Source organism: Yoonia sp., from assembly GCF_017854565.1.
Classification (GTDB): Bacteria; Pseudomonadota; Alphaproteobacteria; order Rhodobacterales; family Rhodobacteraceae; genus Yoonia.
The window spans coordinates 14,488-34,909 of sequence record NZ_JAFMHJ010000002.1; the positions used below are offsets into that span (position 1 = coordinate 14,488).

General features: G+C 61.2%; 16 protein-coding genes. 10 read left to right on the forward strand and 6 right to left on the reverse strand.

The features are described from left to right. Positions 1-181 precede the first annotated feature (181 nt). The 3 genes from QZ196_RS01310 to QZ196_RS01320 are packed head-to-tail and all read left to right on the forward strand — an operon-like array spanning position 182 to position 3,280. Entirely contained in the window at positions 182-853 is a 672-nt protein-coding gene (locus QZ196_RS01310; RefSeq protein ID WP_296423082.1) for a response regulator transcription factor, read from the forward strand. Beyond that, complete coding sequence (locus QZ196_RS01315) at positions 846-2,240, forward strand: sensor histidine kinase (protein WP_296423083.1); 1,395 nt, start codon at positions 846-848, stop codon at positions 2,238-2,240. The genes QZ196_RS01310 and QZ196_RS01315 overlap by 8 nt, the downstream gene beginning before the upstream one ends. Next, positions 2,237-3,280 carry an extracellular solute-binding protein gene (locus QZ196_RS01320; RefSeq protein WP_296423084.1) on the forward strand — a complete coding sequence of 348 codons (1,044 nt, stop codon included), beginning with the start codon at positions 2,237-2,239 and terminating at the stop codon, positions 3,278-3,280. The genes QZ196_RS01315 and QZ196_RS01320 overlap by 4 nt, the downstream gene beginning before the upstream one ends. A 27-nt stretch (positions 3,281-3,307) precedes the next feature. Here QZ196_RS01320 and QZ196_RS01325 read toward each other — a convergent pair whose 3' ends face one another. Beyond that, positions 3,308-4,438, reverse strand: a complete 1,131-nt coding sequence (locus QZ196_RS01325; protein ID WP_296423085.1) for a glycosyltransferase family 4 protein — start codon at positions 4,436-4,438, stop codon at positions 3,308-3,310. Between QZ196_RS01325 and QZ196_RS01330 the strand changes: the two genes are divergently transcribed. Then, positions 4,424-6,031 carry a glycosyltransferase gene (locus tag QZ196_RS01330; protein ID WP_296423086.1) on the forward strand — a complete coding sequence of 536 codons (1,608 nt, stop codon included), beginning with the start codon at positions 4,424-4,426 and terminating at the stop codon, positions 6,029-6,031. The two genes, QZ196_RS01325 and QZ196_RS01330, sit on opposite strands and share 15 nt — an antisense overlap. 73 nt (positions 6,032-6,104) lie before the next feature. On the opposite strand, the gene cueR is transcribed toward QZ196_RS01330, so the two are convergent. The 5 genes from cueR to QZ196_RS01355 all read right to left on the reverse strand — a co-directional run bounded on the left by cueR (position 6,105) and on the right by QZ196_RS01355 (position 12,263). Further along, positions 6,105-6,491: a Cu(I)-responsive transcriptional regulator gene (cueR, locus tag QZ196_RS01335; RefSeq protein ID WP_296423088.1), complete on the reverse strand. Its 387-nt coding sequence runs from the start codon at positions 6,489-6,491 to the stop codon at positions 6,105-6,107. Then, on the reverse strand, positions 6,488-8,917 hold the full coding sequence (locus QZ196_RS01340) for a heavy metal translocating P-type ATPase (RefSeq protein WP_296423091.1): 2,430 nt from the start codon (positions 8,915-8,917) through the stop codon (positions 6,488-6,490). Before QZ196_RS01340 ends, cueR begins: the two co-directional genes overlap by 4 nt. A gap of 76 nt (positions 8,918-8,993) precedes the next feature. Beyond that, on the reverse strand, positions 8,994-10,223 hold the full coding sequence (locus QZ196_RS01345; protein WP_296423418.1) for an ABC transporter permease subunit: 1,230 nt from the start codon (positions 10,221-10,223) through the stop codon (positions 8,994-8,996). Between the two features lie 104 nt (positions 10,224-10,327). Further along, the gene (locus tag QZ196_RS01350; protein ID WP_296423093.1) at positions 10,328-11,131 is read right to left on the reverse strand and encodes an ABC transporter ATP-binding protein; all 804 of its coding nucleotides are present in this window, start codon (positions 11,129-11,131) and stop codon (positions 10,328-10,330) included. Positions 11,132-11,240: 109 nt separating this feature from the next. Beyond that, complete coding sequence (locus tag QZ196_RS01355; protein ID WP_296423095.1) at positions 11,241-12,263, reverse strand: ABC transporter substrate-binding protein; 1,023 nt, start codon at positions 12,261-12,263, stop codon at positions 11,241-11,243. Positions 12,264-12,708: 445 nt separating this feature from the next. Here QZ196_RS01355 and QZ196_RS01360 point away from each other — a divergent pair, with 445 nt between their 5' ends. The 6 genes from QZ196_RS01360 to QZ196_RS01385 all read left to right on the forward strand — a co-directional run bounded on the left by QZ196_RS01360 (position 12,709) and on the right by QZ196_RS01385 (position 20,364). After that, complete coding sequence (locus tag QZ196_RS01360) at positions 12,709-14,091, forward strand: aminotransferase class III-fold pyridoxal phosphate-dependent enzyme (protein WP_296423097.1); 1,383 nt, start codon at positions 12,709-12,711, stop codon at positions 14,089-14,091. Between the two features lie 143 nt (positions 14,092-14,234). Continuing rightward, entirely contained in the window at positions 14,235-15,701 is a 1,467-nt protein-coding gene (locus QZ196_RS01365; RefSeq protein WP_296423099.1) for a PLP-dependent aminotransferase family protein, read from the forward strand. 134 nt (positions 15,702-15,835) lie between these two features. After that, entirely contained in the window at positions 15,836-17,608 is a 1,773-nt protein-coding gene (xsc, locus tag QZ196_RS01370) for a sulfoacetaldehyde acetyltransferase (protein WP_296423101.1), read from the forward strand. A gap of 2 nt (positions 17,609-17,610) precedes the next feature. Then, positions 17,611-18,354 carry a sulfite exporter TauE/SafE family protein gene (locus tag QZ196_RS01375; protein ID WP_296423103.1) on the forward strand — a complete coding sequence of 248 codons (744 nt, stop codon included), beginning with the start codon at positions 17,611-17,613 and terminating at the stop codon, positions 18,352-18,354. A gap of 13 nt (positions 18,355-18,367) precedes the next feature. Further along, positions 18,368-19,303, forward strand: a complete 936-nt coding sequence (locus QZ196_RS01380) for a phosphate acyltransferase (protein WP_296423105.1) — start codon at positions 18,368-18,370, stop codon at positions 19,301-19,303. After that, positions 19,300-20,364 carry an acetate kinase gene (locus tag QZ196_RS01385; protein WP_296423107.1) on the forward strand — a complete coding sequence of 355 codons (1,065 nt, stop codon included), beginning with the start codon at positions 19,300-19,302 and terminating at the stop codon, positions 20,362-20,364. Before QZ196_RS01380 ends, QZ196_RS01385 begins: the two co-directional genes overlap by 4 nt. Positions 20,365-20,422: the final 58 nt, after the last annotated feature.

Genomic DNA, 20,422 nt, shown 5'->3' on the forward strand with positions numbered 1-20,422 from the left:
GTCTCCTCCCAAGAGCAAAATAAGCGCGACCTGCGCGCCCCGTTGTGCGCCGCCTGCATCGCTGGGGTTTGCAGCGTCGTTGCGGCGGGCTACGATGACCGTACCTGTCAATCCTGTCACGAAGCTGTCACAGACCTATTGCCGGGCAAGATTGTCGAAATCGGGAGGAGTCCGAGCGCGCATGCGAATCCTGATTGTAGAGGATGCCGCTGATCTGGCCGAGGCCATTGCAGCACAGTTGAGCCGCGTCGGAATGGCGTGCGACCGCGCTGGAAGCATTGCGGCCGCCGAGGATTTTCTGGCGGTTCAGCGCTATGATGCGGTGGTGCTGGACATCAATCTTCCGGACGGCACCGGGACCGACCTGTTGCGTAGGTTGCGCATGCGCGGCAATCGGACACCCGTGCTGATGCTGACCGCTTTGTTTTCGGTGGATGATCGGGTTAGCGCACTTGATCTGGGGGCCGACGATTATCTGGTCAAGCCTTTCGATCAACGCGAATTGGAAGCACGGTTGCGTGCGCTGACACGTCGCGACACCGAACAGAAAAGCGATGTCGTGTCGCTGGGCGCGCTGACCTATTGGCCAGCGTCGATGACCGCAGAGATCGCGGGTAACCGGCTTGATCTGGCCCGCAGAGAGGCCGCGCTGTTGGGTTTGCTCTTGCGCCATGCCGGGCAGGTATTGAGCAAAGAACGGCTTTATGATGGGTTGTTCGCGTTTGACGAAATCAATGTCGGGCTGAACGCCATCGAGCTTTATATCGCACGCTTGCGTAAAAAGATCGCAGGTTCGGGCGTCGCCATCCAGACCCAACGCGGGCTGGGCTATAGGATTCACGAGGATGGCTGATACATCCACCGCCCAATGGTCCCTGCTGTCGCGGGTCATGACAGCCGTCCTGGCGGTTCTGGCGGTTGGCGGGGTCATCGTCGCGGTTGCGTCATGGACATACGGGCGGTCTGCCGCGCGGCAGGCCTATGACCGGCTTCTTGTTGGTGCCGCGCAGGACATCGCAGAATCAATAGACGTGATCGACGGTGCCCCGTTGACGGATCTTCCGGTGTCCGCCTTCGGCCTGTTGGGGTTGGCTGCCGATGACCGGATCACCTATGCTGTGCGCGGGCCAAACGGGGGGTTGCTGACCGGACACGAAACAGCGCGTTTGCCAGAAGGCCTGCGCCGTCGGACCGGGGATACCGAATTTTTTGATGCCGAGATGCAGGGCGAACCGGCGCGTTTCGTCACCGTCGTGCGGCGTTTCGCAGAGCGGGATTTTTCGGGCAATGTCACGGTCACAGTGGGCCAGACCCTGCTGGCGCGCAATGCCATGGCGATGACGCTTGCGCGCGGCGCGCTGACCGCTGCGGCCTTTGCCGGTGCTGTTTTGATCGTGATCGCGTTTCTTGTCGTGCGCTCTGCGATGCGGCCACTTGGCAGGATTGCCGACAATCTTTTGGCGCGCGATCCCTATGATCTGACCCCGATGGAAACCAACGTGCCGTCGGAGGTGGGCGTGATGCTTGTCGCGCTCAACCGCTTTATGTTGCGTCTGGATCGTCAGGTGGATGCGCTGCGGCACCTGATCTCGGACACGGCGCATCAGTTGCGCACCCCGGTCGCGGCGATTCGTGCCCAGGCCGAACTGGCCGTAGAACAGGACACGCCCGCGCGACAGGCACAAAGGCTTGAACGCTTGTTGCGACGGACCCGGTCGCTGGGCGAATTGCTGGACCAGATTTTGTCGCGCGCATTGGTCATCCACCGCACCGACAATGCGCCCCCCGTCCCGGTCGATCTGCGCGACATCGCGTTGGCCGTGATCGAAGAACGCGATCATGAACTGATTGCGCCCGGGGTTCCGGTCGCGTTGGTGATCGGACCTGATCCAATCATTGTCATGGCAGATGAGATTTCACTGCGCGAAGCGGCAAAAAACCTGTTGGTCAACGCGATGCGGCATGGCAAGCCGTCGATACGGATCGGTGTTTCCGCACAGGGCGCGGTTGCATCGCTTTGGGTCGAAGATTCAGGTTCAGGGCCTTCACCGGATGTGTTGTCACGTTTGGGTGGACGGTTCGAATCCTCTGCCTTGGCAGGGGGCACTGGCTCCGGGCTTGGCCTGTCCATCGTGCGGTCGGTGGCCGAAGCGTTTGGCGGACGGCTTTGTTTTGCAACGACCGACAGCGGCTTTCGCGCTGCACTTGAACTGCCTGCACGCGAGGAGCGCGCCCCATGATCCGCCTTTGCATCGCCGCATTCACCATGACTTTCGCCATACCCATCCCCGTCGCAGCACAAGAGGCGGTCGCACACATCACGGCAAACGGCAGCACGCCTGCAACCGAACTTGTTGTCCACTCGACCACGGATTACGTGATCTTCCGGCCCGCCCTAGAGGCCTTCGTGGCCAAGAACCCAACCGTCTCGATCACCTATGAACAATGGGGGTCCAACGCGCTTTATGCACAAAGCCTTGCCGCCTGCGAAGGCGATCTGCCCAAGGCAGACGCGGTGTTTTCTTCGGCAATTCACCAGATGGTGGCATTGGTCAATCACGCATGCGCCAGCCCTTACAGGTCGGCGGCGACCGCAGCGCTTGCGCCCACCCGGCGGTGGCGTGACGAGCTTTGGGGTGTGACGCATGAAGCTGCGGTTATCATCTACAACACAAAACTGGTCCCCGCGACTGACGCACCCCGCACACGGTTTGCGCTGCTTGATCTGATGCGCCAGCCCGGCACCACCTATGACGGTAAAATCGCGACATACGACATTGAAGCTTCGGGGCTTGGCTATCTGCTGGCCTTTGCAGACAGTCTTGAGGCGACGACCTTTGGTGCGCTTTTGGAGGGTTTCGCGCGAAGCAATGCGGTCGCAACCTGTTGTTCTGCGGAAATCATCAAAGGTGTGGCCGATGGCCGTTATCTGATCGCCTACAACGTGTTGGGGTCGTACATAGACCCGGTCGCGTCAGAAAACATTGGCGTTATCAAACCAGAGGACTACACGCTTTTCCTGTCGCGCGCGTACATGATTCCGCGTGGCGCCAGAAACCCGGTCATGTCAGCGGCACTGCTCGACTTTCTTCTGTCGCCGGAAGGTCAATCCGTTCTTGCCGACAGAAATCTGGTTGATCGTGGCGACAGCGAGGACACCAACCTGCCAATCAGCGCCCAACGCGACATCGCAATCGAGCCAGCCTTGCTGGTGGCCATCGACCAACACCGCCGCGTGCGTTTCATTGATCAGTGGCGATCGTCGTTCAGGCCAAAATGATGTCGCGCAGACTGCCCGATCTGTGCATTAGCGATCAAGTGCCGCGCGCCGATCAATCGCATGCCGCACGGCCAGATCAATGGTCTGCTGACCATGATGTTCAAATACAAAGCGCCGACCGGCATCAATCAATCGGCCCGCCAATTGCGGATCAGCCGTCAGTCGCTGCAGCGCTGTGACAAAGTCGGCATCTGTCTCGGCCAACAAAAACGTACCATCGGGTACGACGTCCAACCCCTCGACGGCCTTGGCGGTCGCGACGACAGGCACGCCCATGGCCATCGCCTCCAACACTTTCAAACGGGTGCCGCCGCCTTGGGCCAACGGGATCAGGGCCACTGTCGCACGCGCATAGAAAGGCGCCAGATCCGCAGGGTCGCCAATCAATGTGACACCGGGCACGCCAGCGGCATGGCGGCGCAAAAGCCGGCCCGGCGATCTGCCGCAAATGTCCAGCGTGGCATCGGGGAACACCGCGCGGATTGCCGGCTGGATACAGTGCAACAGTCGTTTGCCGGCTTCGATATTGGGCCGATACCCAAGATGGCCGACAAACAGCGCCCGCGCGATCCAGGGATCAGGCGGTGAATGTGGTTCAGCGTGCCGGCACCACGCAGGGGCGGGGTTGGGGATAACGTCCATCAATATATGGTCCCCGACAATGCGTTGCATCAATGCCACATCGCGTGCCGAACACATCCAGATCCGATCAGCAATTTCGGCCAATTGCCTTTCAGCGGCTTGGGCGTATCGCCAGCGCTTGCGAAACCGCAGAGCGGCCAGCCAGCCATATTTTGCCCGGTCAACTTCTTGTTGCAGTGCGCTTTCGACATTGTGCATGTCGATAATCACGCGACGCCCATCTGCGATCAGCCGCTTGGCGATGTCGCCCAGAAATACGCCGTCAACCACCACCATATCCGGGTCTATCCGCGCAACTTGCCCGGCAACGTCCGCAATGACCACAGGCTGCAGGTCCGCTTCGATGAACGATACCTTGCGCGTCGGGTAGCGCTTTTGCGTGCCATAGCAGTCCTGTACTGCTATGGTGTTGGTCCGCGCAACGCCGGACAGGCCAAGGCCCACGGCAAGGTTTCGCAAATCAGCACCAGATCCATGCGCCAGCGGAGGTTCATATACGATATGTACGATGTTCATGGGCACAGCCTGACAATTTCACATTGCATCCATCAAACATGGAAAACCGAGGACATTCCAGACCCCAAGGAATGGCCAGACAGTTGGAAGCGCCTGAATCCCGGCTGGGATTATCGGCTCTGGACGGACAGTGATTTGCGCGGCCTTGTCCACGACCACTATCCCGAGTTGGAGGACCTTTATTTGTCCTATCCCAACCCGGTGCAGCGGGCAGACATGGGGCGTTATCTGATCCTGCATCATTGCGGCGGGGTCTATGCCGACCTTGATACCGAATGCGTCTCCCCGCTTGATGTCATCGCGCAGGACACGCGGGTGATCTTGGCCGAAGAGCCGATCGAGCATCACCATCACGCCACCCGGCTTGGCCTTAGCCGTGTGATTTTCAACGGCGTCATGGCCAGCCCCAAAGGGCATCCATTCTGGGAACATCTTATCGCGCTGCTGGTTCGGTCGCGGCATGCCAGCGGCTATGTACTTGAATCTACCGGTCCTGTCGTTTTGACAAGCGCGGTGGCGACATTCGACGAACCTGACACCCTTGCCATCCAGTCCTGTCATCTGTTCAATCCGCTGACCGACCAAGGGTGGCGCAGCACGGCTGTGCCATTTGGCGATTATGCGGGTCACCATATCTGCAACCACTATTGGCGTGGGTCGTGGTATCGCCTGCCGACGTCCAATCGCACGACGCGCATGAAACGCAAGCTCCGCAAGGCACAATACAACCTGACACGCGGCCCGTTTCTGGGCCAGATGCAGCTGAAAAAGCAAATCAACATGTCGGTTTTGCATCGCCCCGTGGCACCGACCGACACCAATGTCAGTATCTTGATCCCGGTGCGCGATGCAGAACCGTTTCTGGATCGGTGCTTTGCACTGCTGCTGGCGCTGGATTACCCAAAGGATCAGTTGAAAATCGTCTTCTGCGAAGGCGACAGCACGGATCACACGACTGAGAAACTGGCGGAGTTGGCAGATAAGCACCGCAGTGAATTCCGCGATATTATCGTGACACGCTGCGTCACGGGCGCCCCGCTGGACCGATCCAAGCGGTGGCTTCGTGCGCTGCAACTGGCCCGCCGCTCCAATCTGGCAAAGGTGCGCAATCACTTGATTGATCGGGGCATCGCGGATGACGATCACTGGGCGCTTTGGATTGACGTAGATGTCTGCGACTATGATTCCAGCGTTCTGAAACGACTTCTGGCCGAACGGACCAAGGTCGTCACACCCGATTGCGTTCTTGAGTGGGGCGGGAAAAGCTATGATTTGAACGCATTTCATGACGACGGCAGCGCGCGCGACCATACCTATTACAAATACGTAAAACGCGGCCTGTTCATGCCGCCGGTCACCTACCGTCAGCGCCGTCCGCTGCATGCGTTACGTTGCCTTGAACGGGTGCCCTTGTCATCGGTCGGGGGCACCATGTTGCTGGTGCACGCGGCGGTGCATCGGGCCGGCGTGCGGTTCCCCGAAATTCCATATGATGATTTGCTGGAAACCGAAGGTTTTGGACGCAGTTGCCGGGATTTTGGCGTGACGCCCATCGGGCTTCCGAATGTGCAGATCAAACATGTAAAGTCGTGACCGCAGGCTGCAGCGGGGCATGCAGAATGGGTACACAAGCCGTACGCACAGCGTACATACGATGCAGGGCGCGTCAGGCCCCTTCGAGACCTTTCAGGATCGGGCAATCGGGGCGATTGTCACCGGCACATTCCTGCACCAATTCCGCCAGCGTATCGCGCATGGCGGCCAGACCGGCGATCTTGGTCTCGATCTCGGTCAGGTGGTGTTTGGCGATGGCACGGACATCGGCGCTGGCGCGGCTGCGGTCACCCCATAGCGCCAGCAGGTTGCGACAGTCTTCGATGGAAAACCCAAGCGCGCGGGCACGGGCCAGAAACGCCAGTTTATGTGCATCGCTTTGACCAAAGATGCGGTAACCGTTCGCGCCCCGCTCCGGCGTGACCAGCCCGATGTCTTCGTAGTAGCGGATCGTCTTGGCAGGTAGTCCGGTCTGGGTGGCGACGTCACCGATATTCATGATGCTATCCCTTTGACCCAGCGCAGACGCAGGGCATTTGTGACGACCAGAACGCTGGACAGCGCCATCGCCCCAGCAGCAAGCGCCGGTGACAGCAGCACGCCCCAGACCGGATAGAGAACCCCTGCCGCGACCGGCACCAGCAACACGTTATAGCCGAACGCCCAGCTAAGGTTTTGCCGGATATTTGCCATCGTGGCCCGGCTGACCGCGATGCCATTCAGCACGCCGACGGGGTCGCCCGACATCAGCACGACATCCGCGCTTTCCACGGCGACATCGGTGCCGGTGCCGATGGCAATGCCGACATCAGCGGCAGCCAGAGCGGGCGCATCGTTGATCCCATCCCCGACAAAGGCCACCTTGGCCCCATCCGCCTGCAAGGCCCGGATCGCGTCAACCTTGCCAGCGGGCAGCACATCTGAAATCACATCCGCCACGCCCAGCTCTGCGCCAATCGCCGCGCCCGTGCGTGCGGCGTCGCCGGTGATCATCACCACCCGCACGCCTCGCGCCTGCAAACCCGCGATGGTCGCCTTGGCGCTGGGGCGCAGCGTATCGGCCACGCCGATGACACCGGCCGCGGCCCCGTCGATGGCGACCATGATCGCAGTCTTGCCTGCTGAGGACAATGCGGCGGCCTGTGCAACCAGCGGTTCGGGGTCGATGCCTTCCTTTTCCAGCAATCGCGCCGCGCCGATCAGCACCCGGCGCCCGTCCACCAGCGCAGACAGGCCGTGGCCGGTGATCGCGGCAAAGTCCGTCACTGCCGGGAACGGTTTTTGGGCCGCTGCCACAATCGCGTGACCCAGCGGATGTTCTGACAGCGCCTCGACTGCGGCGACATCGCGCAACAGGGTGTCCGCGTCGCCGTTCAGCGGGATCACGTCGGTCAGGGCGGGTTTGCCCATGGTCAGCGTGCCGGTCTTGTCAAAGGCCACCACATCGACGCCTTGCAACGCCTGCAGCGCATCCCCCTGACGAAACAGCACACCCAGTTCCGCCGCGCGCCCGGTGCCCACCATGATCGACGTCGGCGTCGCCAGCCCCATTGCGCAGGGGCAGGCAATGATCAGGACGGACACGCCCGCGACCAAAGCATACGACAGCACCGGCGCCGGGCCCAGCACCAGCCAGATCAGCACCGTCAGCGTCGCGATCACCATAACCCCCGGCACGAACCACGCCGTGACCCGGTTGACCAGATCCTGCACCGGCAGGCGCGCGCCCTGGGCCGCTTCGACCATCGCGATGATGCGCGCCAGCATCGTGTCGCCGCCGACTGCCGTCGCACGCATTTTCAGCGCACCATTGCCGTTGACGGTGCCACCGACCAGCGTGCCGCCTTTGGTTTTCTCTACGGGCACGGGTTCGCCGGTAATCATGCTTTCATCCACGAATGACGCGCCATCGCGCACCACCCCATCGGTTGCGATGCGTTCGCCCGGCCGGATGATCAGGACATCGCCGCGCACCACATCGGCAATCGGCACCTCTATCTCGGCACCGTCGCGCAACAGGCGCGCGGTGGCGGGGCGCAGGCCGATCAGGCGTTTGATCGCCGCCCCGGTCTGGCCCTTGGCCCGCGCCTCGAGCCAGCGGCCCAGCAAGATGAGGGTGACGATGACGGCTGCCGCCTCGAAGTACACAGCGCGGGTGTCGGCGGGCAGCAGGCCGGGCGCGAAAAGCGCGATGGTGGAAAACGCCCACGCCGCCGAGGTGCCCAGCACCACAAGCGAATTCATGTCAGGGGACAGACGGATCAACGCAGGCACGCCTTTGGTGAAAAAACCCCGGCCCGGCCCGGCCAGCACGAGCGTCGTCAGGATAAACTGGATCATCCAGCTGGTCGGCGTGCCGATCGTGCGTGCGATCAGGTGGTGCAGGTCGGGAAAGATGTGGCCGCCCATTTCCATCACAAAGACCGGCAGGGTCAGGGCCGCCGTAATCAAGAAGTGACGCAGATACACCTTGGCCTCTTGGGCCTGGCGGTTGTCGGTGGGCTGTGTGGTGTCAAGCGGGGCGGCGGCATAGCCGACAGCGGCCACCGCGTCCTGCAATGGGACCGGGTCGGTCAGGGTGATCACGGTGGCAGTGGCGTCGGCCAGATTGACCGTGGCCGACAGCACGCCGGGCACGTCTTGCAGGGCGGTTTCGACCCGATTGACGCAGGACGCACAGGTCATGCCAGTGATGGCGAGACGCATTTTTTGCGGCAACGCGGGATATCCCGCTGCTTTGAGCGCGCCCGCGACGGCCCGCCCGGTGCCCGCACCATCAAGCTGCACCGTCGCGGAGGCATTGGCGAGGTTCACATGCGCCTGACGAACGCCCGAGACGGCTGTAATCGCTTTTTCCGCGCGCCCCACGCAGGATGCGCAGGTCATCCCGTCGATGCCGAATTTGATCTCTGTGGCCTGTGCCATGATACCGTTCCCCTATGGTTCTGCCACTACATAGGGGTTCCAGTCACAGGAAGGTCAAGGGCGTAATCCTATCAGATCAGCCTTTGCCTTTCCACGGCACCAATATCCGTTCGGCCCAGCGCATCAGCATGTCGATGCTGAACCCGATGATCCCGATCAGGATGATGCCCATCAACACGATATCCGTGCTTTGGAATTTGGACGCGACCATGATCATCATGCCGGCCCCCTTTTCTGCCGCGACCAATTCGGCGGCGACCACGGTGCCCCAGCAGACGCCCATCGCCACGCGCGCCCCGGTGAAGATTTCGGGCAGCGAGTTGGGGATGATCACATGGCGCATGATCTGCCATTTCGATGCGCCAAGGCTGTAGGCCGCATGCACCTTGGAAATCCGCACGCCGGACACGCCGGATCGCGCGGCAATGGCCATGATCCACAGCGCGGCAAGGAACAGCAGGATGATCTTGCCCACTTCGCCGATGCCCGCCCAGATGATCACCAACGGGATCAGGGCCAGCGGCGGCACCGGGCGCATGAATTCGACGATCGGATCAAACCAGCCGCGAAACCAGTTGGACAGCCCCATCGCATAGCCTAGCGGGATGCCGATCAGCGCCCCGAGCGTAAAGCCGACGATGACCCGGAACAGCGAATAGCCAAGGTGTTCGGCAAGGGTAGAGTTGCGGTAGCCCTCGGTGGCGATTTCGGTCATGCGTTTCCACACCGCTTCGGGGGCGGGCAGCCAGATTGGTTCCATCTGCACGCCAGACGCCGGGATGATGTTCAACGTCCCTTTGCCGGACATCGTGACGCTGCCGAAAGCCACTTTGACGGACCCGTCAGGCGCGATGGGCTGGCCGTTGACGGCGGTGACGAACGTGCCGTCGTCGCGACCCATTTCGTCGTTGTTGTCGACCCGCAGCAGCGCGCTGCGATAGCTGGCGATAGCGATGGCATCATTCTTGGCGATCCCATCACCGGGACTGATTTCGGGGGCTGCGGTTTCGACCGTGGCGGGATGCACCACGACCGAAACCGTCGCATCGTCGGTTTGCCCGTCCGGTGTCATGATCGTATAAGTAAACGACCCGTCACCCACGAATGGCCCCGGCGCATGCATGAAACCGGGCAGCAATCGGGACCCGGTGAACGCCGCCCAAAGGACAAAGATCAGCACGATGGACACCACCGATGCGACCGAATTCGAGGTTACCGCGCTTTCGTCACCAAAGGTCACGGTCTTGAGAGAGCTATAGTCATGTTTGGGGGTCAACAGCCGTTTGATCCCGGTCCAGATCATCATCGTCAGCAGGATCAGCAGGATGTAGCCAATCACATAGGGGGCTGCTGCGAAAAGCGTTTTGAGGACGGCCCAGAGTTCGCCCCAGAGGTTGCCAAGCAATTCCATTATGCAGTCTCCGTCCGGCCCATGATTTCTTCTTCCATATCCCAGATCATCCCCAGAATTTCTTCGCGGGTTTCGGCGAATTTAGGGTGCTTCTTGACCTCGCGCAGGTCTTGACCGACGCCCATTTCTGCAAAGGGCAGGCGATATTCGGTGTGAATGCGACCGGGGCGCGGGGCCATCACGATCAGGCGCTCGCCCAATAGCAGCGCCTCTTCCACAGAGTGGGTGATCAGGATGATCGTCTTGCCGGTTTCCTTCCACAGCTTCAGAACAAGGCCCTGCATCTTTTCACGCGTCAGCGCATCAAGCGCGCCAAGCGGTTCATCCATCAAGATCACGTCGGGTTCATTGGCAAGGCAGCGGGCCAATGCGACGCGCTGCTGCATGCCGCCCGAAAGTTCATAAACCGCCTTGTCTTTGAAATCCTGCAGGCCGACCACATCAAGCAGGTGATCGACGATCTGCGCCTTGGGCGCTTTGGCCATGCCTTTCATCGACGGGCCGAAACCGACGTTTTCACGCACGCTCATCCATTCGAACAGGGCGCCCTGCTGAAACACCATGCCGCGTTCCGGGCCGGGGCCGCTGACGGTTTTGCCATTCAGGATTATGGTGCCTGCGGTTGGGGCCAAAAACCCCGCAACGATATTCAGAAGAGTCGTTTTTCCGCAGCCCGATGGCCCCAGAACCGATAGTAGCTCGCCTGCTTTCAGGTCGACGGACACGTCTTGCAGCGCCTGCACCGATGATCCGTTCGGCAGGTCGAACCGCATGGATAGCTTGTCTATTTGAAGTCCCGACATATGCCGCCCCATTGTTGTTCCTGAAAATCCTTGCGCGGCGCAGGCAAGGATCATCACGACAACCAAGGGGCGGCTGGCGCAGCGAACCCGCGCCAGCCGCCGATCGTTATTACATCGCTTCGGCGGCAGCCAATGGGCCGATGTTGATGGTCCCGGCGTAGCTGCCCAAGGCGGATGGGATCGAACCGGAATCGACAAACACGTCGGCCACGCCCTTCATGAAGGCAGGGGCCGCGCCGCCCAGCCATGTAGGAGACAGCTGATCTGCAACGCTGGGGAATACGAATGTCGCCATGGTTTCGGCGGTTGCGGCTTCGTCCATGCCCGCGTCCTGGGCGATGACGGGCAGCATTTCCGCCACGCCTGAACCGTCATTCCATGCGGCATTTGCCGCCGCTGTGACGGCGAGGAATTTCGCCACGACATCGGGGTTTTCGGCGACAAAGGACGCGGGGGCCGATGTGACGTCAAACACCAAAATACCCAGCGCTTCTTTTTCGGCACCGGTCAGCAGGACATTGCCGTGCTCTTTCATGCGGCGCAGCGCACCGCCCCAACCGCAGGCCATATCGACCTGACCCTGGGCAATCGCCGCAGCACCATCGGCGGGGGCCATGTCCACGACATCAAGCGAGGCAAGATCGACGCCAAAGTGGTCCATCTGGCGCAGGAAGCCATAGTGCGCAGCGGTGCCCAGCGGCACGGCGACCTTTTTACCGGCCAGTTCAGCGGCGCTGTCCTTGTCGATCTCAAGCCCGGACGACACGACGCAGTTGTCGTTTTCCGCGTAGGATACGGCGACATCAAGGATTTGCAGATCCTGCCCCGCAGAGACCGCGACGACAAAAGGTGGCACGCCTTGGCTGACTGCGATTTGCACATCACCCGATGCCATGGCAGCCGACATTGCGGTGCCGCTGTCGAAACTGACCCAGTTCACCGTCATGCCCAGCGCCTCATCGTAGGTGCCGTTCACCTTGGCGAATTGAAATGGCATCGGCCATTCCAGAAAATAAGCGACGGTAAGTTCGCTGTGACCTGCGGCCATCACCTGTGTCGTGCCGGTCATGATCGCCACGCCGGCCACAGCACTCATTAGTGTCTTCTTGAGGTTCATTTGATCGTCTCCCATGTTGTGACCCGTGATATGGGCCATGAATTGGGCAGGGTTCGCCCCGCCTCTGTAGCGTCTAACTGACCATGATTCTCGTCAGGTGCCTAGCCCCGTCCGGTGCAGCAAAATGTCGGCGCGCGCCTGCCGGACAAAACGATGTTTGCAGTGCGTTGCATGTGAGCCAAGGGAATTGACGCGCCTGCGTCAATGAAAAGAACACAGTCAGATATTTGAAAAATGAGGCGGCACGGGGTCTGGAAAAATACAATTTATATATTTTTCAATGTGTTAAAAAGACGCGGGCACCGCTGGGCATCCGGTTCCCGCCTTGAACTGGCATTATCTTTGCGTACCATCTGGCCCTATCGACAGTGCCCAGCTTATAGGCACAGTGCATATGTCAGCAGCACCACGCGAAGTGGATTCGGCTGCCCATTCCCTTTTGATACACGGAGCACCGGACATGGACCTGCACTCTTTCTCGAACGACCCCGGTCATGTGGTCGAAGCCGACCGCGCCCATGTCTGGCATCACCTGTCCCAGCACAAACCCTACGAGACGATGGACCCGCGCATTATTGTCGAAGGCAAAGGCATGCGCGTCTGGGACATCAAGGGCAAAGAGCATCTGGATGGCGTGTCGGGCGGCGTTTGGACCGTCAATGTCGGCTATGGCCGTGAACGCATCAGCAAGGCGGTTGCCGATCAGTTGACCAAGATGTGCTTTTTCGGCGGCATGGCGGGCAACATCCCCGCCGCCGCGTTTTCCGAAATGCTCACTGATAAGATGCCCGGACTGGACCGCGTTTACTATGCCAACTCTGGTTCCGAGGCCAATGAGAAGGCGTTCAAGATGGTCCGCCAGATCAGCCACAAACATCATGGCGGCAAAAAGAACAAGATCCTATACCGCGAGCGTGACTACCACGGCACAACGATCAGCGCCCTGTCAGCGAGCGGACAGGAAGAGCGTAGCGGGCAGTATGGCCCCTTTACCCCCGGATTTATCCAAGTGCCGCATTGCCTTGAATATCGGTCGCAGGATGGATCGGTCGGGGAAGAATACGGCGCAAAAGCCGCGCAGGCGATCGAGGACGTGATCCTGCGCGAAGGCGCCGATACGATTGGCGCGCTGTGTCTGGAGCCGATTACCGCCGGTGGCGGCATTATCGTCCCGCCAACAGGCTATTGGCAGCGGGTGCAGGAGATTTGCCGCAAATACGAGATTTTGCTGCATATCGACGAAGTGGTTTGCGGGTTGGGCCGGACCGGCACCTGGTTTGGCTATCAGCAGTTCGGCGTGCAGCCTGACTTTGTCACCATGGCCAAGGGGGTCGCGTCAGGCTATGCGGCGATTTCGTGCTGTGTGACGACCAATGCGGTGTTCGAGATGTTCAAGGACGACACCGATCATCTAAGCTATTTCCGCGATATTTCGACGTTTGGCGGCTGCACGGCAGGCCCGGCGGCGGCGATTGAAAACATGAAAATCATCATGGAAGAAGACCTGCTTGGGAATTCAGTGGATATGGGCGCGCACCTGAAGGGCAACCTGTATGGGCTGATGGAAAAGCATAAATGGATCGGCGATGTCCGCGGCATGGGCCTGTTTGCCGGTGCCGAACTGGTGCTGGACCGCGACACAAAAGAGCCGGTCGGCGAAAAGCAGGTGGCCGCGATTGTGGCCGATTGCATGGCGCAGGGTGTGATCATCGGGGCGACCAATCGGTCGCTACCCGGTTTCAACAACACCTTGCTGTTCGCCCCGCCACTGATCGCCACAAAGGACGATCTGGATCAGATCACCGATGCCGTGGATCACGCGATCAGCCGCGTTCTGGGCTAGGTGACCATCGCAGGCGTGGCAGATGCCCCCCGCCTGCAATTTACCCCCCCCGCTGGCCGGGGTCGTTTACGCGGCGCGGACCTGCGACGGCTTGCACAACCTTGTCTTTCGGGTCAGGCTGACGCTTCATTCCGGGCGCGTTCATGTCGATATCCGTCGAAACCTTTCTTCTTGATCCTGCCGCCGAAGGCACGTTGCAGGCGCGCATCCAGCAAATGGTTGCGCAGGGTATTCTTGCGGGCCGTTTTCGCCCCGGCGAACGCCTGCCGTCATCGCGCAGGATGGCCCTGCATCTGGGTGTCAGCCGGATCACCGTGACGCTGGCCTATACCGAGTTGGTGGCAGATGATTACCTGACATCGCGGGGGCGGTCAGGGTATTTCGTCTCGGAAAATGCGCCCGAACCGCCCGCCTTTCCCGCCCTGCGTGCGGGGGCCGGTGCGGGCACGGTGGACTGGACCCGCGCGATTGGCCAACGCTTTACCCCCGGTCTGAGCATGGACAAGCCCGCCGATTGGGCCAGTTATCGCTATCCGTTTATTTATGGACAGGCCGACAGAACGCTGTTCGATACCGCCAACTGGCGCCTTTGTGCGGTGCAGGCGCTGGGGATGCGGGATTTTGCGGCGCTGACATCGGACTATTTCGATGGCGACGATCCGCAGTTGATTGATTTCATTGCCCGCCAAAGCCTGCCCCGGCGCGGCATCTTGGCCAATCCCGATGAAATACTGGTCACGATGGGCGCGCAAAACGCGCTGTGGCTGGCCGCGCAGGTCTTGCTGAACAGCCGCAGGCGCGCCGCCATCGAGGACCCGTGTTACCCCGCGCTGCGCACCATTTTGACGCAATCGCGATGTCAGTTCAGTACGGTGCCGGTAGACGCCGATGGCCTGCCCCCCGATGCCTTGCCTGCGGGCACCGACGTGGTTTTCACCACACCGAGCCACCACTGCCCGACCACGGCCACCATGCCGGTCAGCCGCCGCAAGGCCCTGCTGCAAAAGGCGGAGGAAGAGGATTTTGTGATTGTCGAAGACGACTATGAGTTCGAGATGTCGTTTTTGAAATCGCCCTCGCCCTCGCTCAAATCGCTGGATCAGAACGGGCGGGTGATTTACGTCGGCTCTTTCTCGAAATCGCTGTTTCCGGGGTTGCGGCTTGGCTATCTGGTCGGGCCAGAGCCGTTTATCCGCGAGGCCCGCGCGCTGCGGGCAACCGTGCTGCGCCATCCGCCGGGGCATATCCAGCGGACGGTGGCCTATTATCTGTCGCTGGGGCATTACGACGCGCTGGTGCGACGGATGAGCAAAGCCTACCATCAGCGCAGGCAGGTGATCGGGGCGGCGTTGCACGATCACGGGCTGACCATCGCGGGGCAAGGCACCTATGGCGGGTCATCGGTCTGGCTGCGCGCGCCCGATGGCACGGACACCACGGCACTTGCCCAGACGCTGCGCCGCGATAGCGTGCTGATCGAGCCGGGCGCGCCGTTCTTTGCCAGCCCGACACCACCGACGGAATATTTCCGTCTTGCGTATTCGTCGATCGCGGCAGAGCGGATCACTGCGGGCGTCGGGCTGATCGCAGCCGCGCTGAAATCGCAGTGAGTGGCGGGGCCAACTGGCCTTAATGTCCCAATGCAACTGGCCCTAACGAAATCCATCAGCTAAACCTAGGGTCGCTGTAGCAAACCGGGGCATATGGCCACGCGATTGACCATTCCAACGGGAGAGACCCAGCCATGAAGATGACCACCGAAGAAGCTTTCGTCAAAACCCTGCAAATGCACGGCATTCGGCATGCCTTTGGCATTATCGGATCGGCCATGATGCCGATTTCAGATATTTTCCCCAAGGCCGGTATCACATTCTGGGACTGCGCCCACGAAGGTAGCGCGGGCATGATGGCCGACGGCTATACCCGTGTGACCGGCGAGATGTCGATGATGATCGCGCAGAACGGCCCCGGCATCACCAACTTTGTCACGGCTGTCAAGACCGCCTATTGGAACCATACGCCGCTTTTGCTGGTCACGCCGCAGGCTGCCAACAAGACCATCGGTCAGGGCGGTTTTCAGGAGGTCGAGCAGATGAAACTGTTCGAAGATATGGTCGCCTATCAAGAAGAAGTCCGTGACCCGACCCGGATCGCCGAGACGCTGAACCGGGTGATCATGCAGGCCAAGCGCGCCAGCGCCCCCGCCCAGATCAACGTGCCGCGCGATTTCTGGACGCAGGTGATCGACATTGAACTGCCGATGATCGTCGAGTTTGAGCGCCCGGCGGGTGGCGAAGCCGCTATCGCCAAGGCCGCCCAGCTATTGTCAGAGGCCAAGTTCCCCGTGATCCTCAACGGTGCCGGTGTCGTGCTGGCCGAAGGCGGGATCGCGGCATCCAAGGCGCTGGCCGAACGGCTGGATGCGCCGGTTTGCGTCGGCTACCAGCACAATGATGCCTTTCCCGGATCGCACCCGCTGTTTGCCGGGCCTTTGGGCTATAACGGATCCAAGGCCGGGATGGAGCTGATCAGCAAGGCCGATGTCGTGCTGGCGCTGGGAACGCGGCTGAACCCGTTTTCGACCCTGCCGGGCTATGGCATTGATTACTGGCCGAAGGATGCAAAGATTATTCAGGTTGATATCAACCCTGACCGCATCGGCCTGACCAAAACGGTGACGGTAGGCATCATTGCAGACGCCGCAAAGGCCGCAAAAGGCATTCTGGCCAACCTGACCGACAGCGCGGGTGATGCAGGCCGCGCCGACCGCAAGGCATTGATCGGCCAGACGAAATCGGCTTGGGCACAGGAGTTGACGGGGCTTGACCACGAACAGGATGATCCCGGCACGTCATGGAACGAACGCGCCCGTGCGGCGCGCCCTGACTGGATGTCGCCGCGCATGGCGTGGCGCGCGATACAGGCTGCAATGCCGGAAAACGCGATTATTTCGTCCGACATCGGCAACAACTGCGCCATCGGCAACGCCTATCCATCGTTCCCGCAGGGCCGCAAATATCTGGCGCCCGGTCTGTTCGGCCCCTGTGGCTATGGCCTGCCATCCATCGTGGGGGCCAAAATCGGCCAGCCCGACGTGCCGGTCATCGGGTTTGCCGGTGATGGCGCTTTTGGGATTTCCGTCAACGAATTGACCGCGATTGGCCGCGACGAATGGCCTGCGATCACGCAGATCGTGTTCCGCAACTATCAGTGGGGCGCGGAAAAGCGCAATTCGACCCTGTGGTTCGACGACAACTTTGTCGGGACCGAACTGGACATGAAAGTGTCCTATGCCGGGATCGCGCAGGCGTGCGGGCTGAAGGGCGTGCAGGCGCGCACCATGGAAGAACTGACCACGATGCTGAATCAGGCGATCAAGGATCAGATGGAAAACAACGAAATCACCTTGATCGAGGTGATCCTGAACCAAGAGCTGGGCGAGCCGTTCCGCCGGGATGCGATGAAGAAACCTGTGCAGGTGGCCGGTATTTCTGCCGCGGATATGGCGGCTGAGTAAGCGTGCCATTCGACCTTGGCCCCGGCACGGCGGCGGTCCTTGCAATGACATTGCTGGGGGCCGCGTTTGTGCGGGGCTATTCGGGGTTTGGGTTTTCGGCGATTTTCATTGCCTGCGCGGCCTTGCTGACCAATCCGCTGCCACTGATCCCGGTGGTCTTTTCATGCGAAATGCTGATGACGCTGTTTCAGGCGCGCGGCATCCGGGGCCATGTCGATTGGCGGCGGGTTTTGGTATTGCTGGGCGGGGCGGCGGTGGTGCTGCCCTTTGCGGTGACTGTCATTTTATCGCTGGGGGACCAGAACGTGCGGCTGGTGGTGTCACTGTTCGTCGGCACAATGGCCCTGGTGTTGCTGTCGGGTTGGCAGGTTCGCAAGGTGATCGGGCCGTTTGGGACCGCAGGGGTCGGCATGGTGTCAGGCATGATCAACAGCGCGGGTGTGGGCGGTTTGCCGGTGGCGGCGTTCATGTCGGCGCAGCCAATCCCCGCGGCGCGGTTCCGCGCCACGATGATTGCATATCTGACCGGGCTGGACCTGATCACGCTGCCGCTGATGTGGCACGGTGGGCTGGTCGGCCCCGATACCGCCGTTGGCGCAGCGCTTGCGTTTCCACTGCTGGCAATCGGCGTCTGGCTGGGAGGGCGGCGATTTTTGGCGGCGAACCCGGAGACATTTCGGCGGTTTGCGGTTTTGCTCTTGCTGATTTTGTCAGGGCTTGGCCTACTTCGGGCGATGATCACATGAAAGGTGCCGCCCAATGAGCGATGATTTCCCCTTCCTTGCGACACAGACAGCCGCCTGCCCGGCCACGTTGCTGGCACGCGCCCAGGATCTGCCCACCCCACGGGTGGCCCTGGTGAATGCCGGCAGCATCAACGCCTTGCAAGGTATCCGCGAGGCGGCCGCGTTGGGGTTGGCCACGCCGGTTTTGATTGGCGACCGCGACAAGATCACCGCGACCGCCGCGCAGATAGGCTGGGATATCACGCCCTACCGGTTGGAACATGCCCCGCATGAACAGGCAGCGGCCCGTGCCGCCGCCCTTGCCCGCAACGGCGAGGTGGACAGCATCATGAAGGGGCAAATCCATACATCGACGTTCCTGATGGGCCTGTTGCCGTCAGCCGCGGGGCTGCGTGAAAAGGACGTGCGTTGCGGGCATGTGTTTCACATCACCAAACCCGGCTCCGACCGGCCCTTGTTGCTGACCGATGCGGCGCTGAACGTGGACCCTGATGTGGCGACCCGCAAGGCCTGTCTGGCCCATGCCGTCCGGCTTGCCACGATCCTGGGTGATACGAACGTCAAAGCGGGCCTGCTGGCCCCGACCGAAGACCCGATCCCGTCGATCCCCAACACCATGGAAGCCGCCGAGATCGCAGCATGGGCCAAAGACGCGCTGCCCAACGCGATTGTACAGGGCCCGATGGCGCTTGACCTGATTTTCAGCAAGGCGGCGGCAGAGGCCAAGAATTACGCATCCGAGGTCGCGGGCGACGCTGATATCATGCTGGTGCCCAATATCACGTCCGGCAATGCGCTGTTCAAGCTGATGGTTCTGGGCATGGGGTGCTGTGCCGGTGGTTTGGTGATGGGGCTGAAAGTGCCGGTGCTGCTGACCTCGCGCAGCCAGCAGGCGCCGGACCGGATTTGCGCGGCGGCACTTGGCGCGATTGTGGCGGCTGCGTCATGATCCTTGTCATCAATGCAGGATCATCGTCGCTGAAGGTCAGCCTGTTTCAGACCGACCTGCACTGCGTCGCGGATGGCATGATCACCGAAATTGGCGGGGCGGGGACGCTGGCGGTGAACGGCGCAAAGACGCCTGTTACATCAATCGACCATGCCGATGCGCTGACGCAGATACAGGCCGCGTTCCAACATATCGGCCATGACAGCACGCAGATTGCGGCTGCCGCGCACCGCGTGGTGCATGGCGGGACGCAATGTACCACGCCGGCCCGGATCACGCTGCAGGTGTTGCGGGCGATTGCCGATTGCGTGCCACTGGCCCCGCTGCACAACCCGGTCAACCTGTCGGGCATTCACGCCGTTGCGGCCAGCGCACCGGACTTGCCGCAATACGCCAGCTTTGACACCGCGTTCCATGCGACCAACCCCGATGTCGCCACCCGCTATGCCATTCCCGCAGCGCAAGCGGCGCAGGGTATCCGACGCTATGGGTTTCACGGCCTGTCCTATGCCAATATGGTCGCTGATTTTGGCACCGCCCTGCCGGCCCGTTTGCTGGCGTTTCATCTGGGCAACGGGGCCAGCCTCTGTGCCATCAAAGAGGGGCAATCTGTTGCGACATCAATGGGTTACTCGCCCTTGTCAGGACTGACCATGGGCACGCGCAGCGGTGACATCGACGGTGCCGCCGTACTGCGGATTGCGCGGGCGCTGGGGATTGATGGCACCGATCATTTACTCAACAAGCAAAGCGGGCTGATGGCGCTCGCAGGCGACAACAACATGAAGGCCCTGCTGGAGCGCGATGATGCCGATGCCCGATTTGCCGTGGCGCATTTTTGCTATTGGGCCGCGCGCCATGCCGGATCGGCCATTGTGGCCATGGGCGGGCTGGATGCGGTCGCGTTCACCGGCGGCATCGGTGAAAACGCAGCCCCGGTGCGGGACCGGATCATGGCGCATCTGGCCTGTTTTGGGGATACCCCCGTGCATGTGATTGCCGCCGACGAAGAAAAACAAATCGCCCGCGACGCGCTGGGCCTGATCGCAAAGGGGCGATAGATGCACCACAGCCCACGCGCGGCCTGTTCACCCCCTGTCCGGCACCGTACTGTCCCCA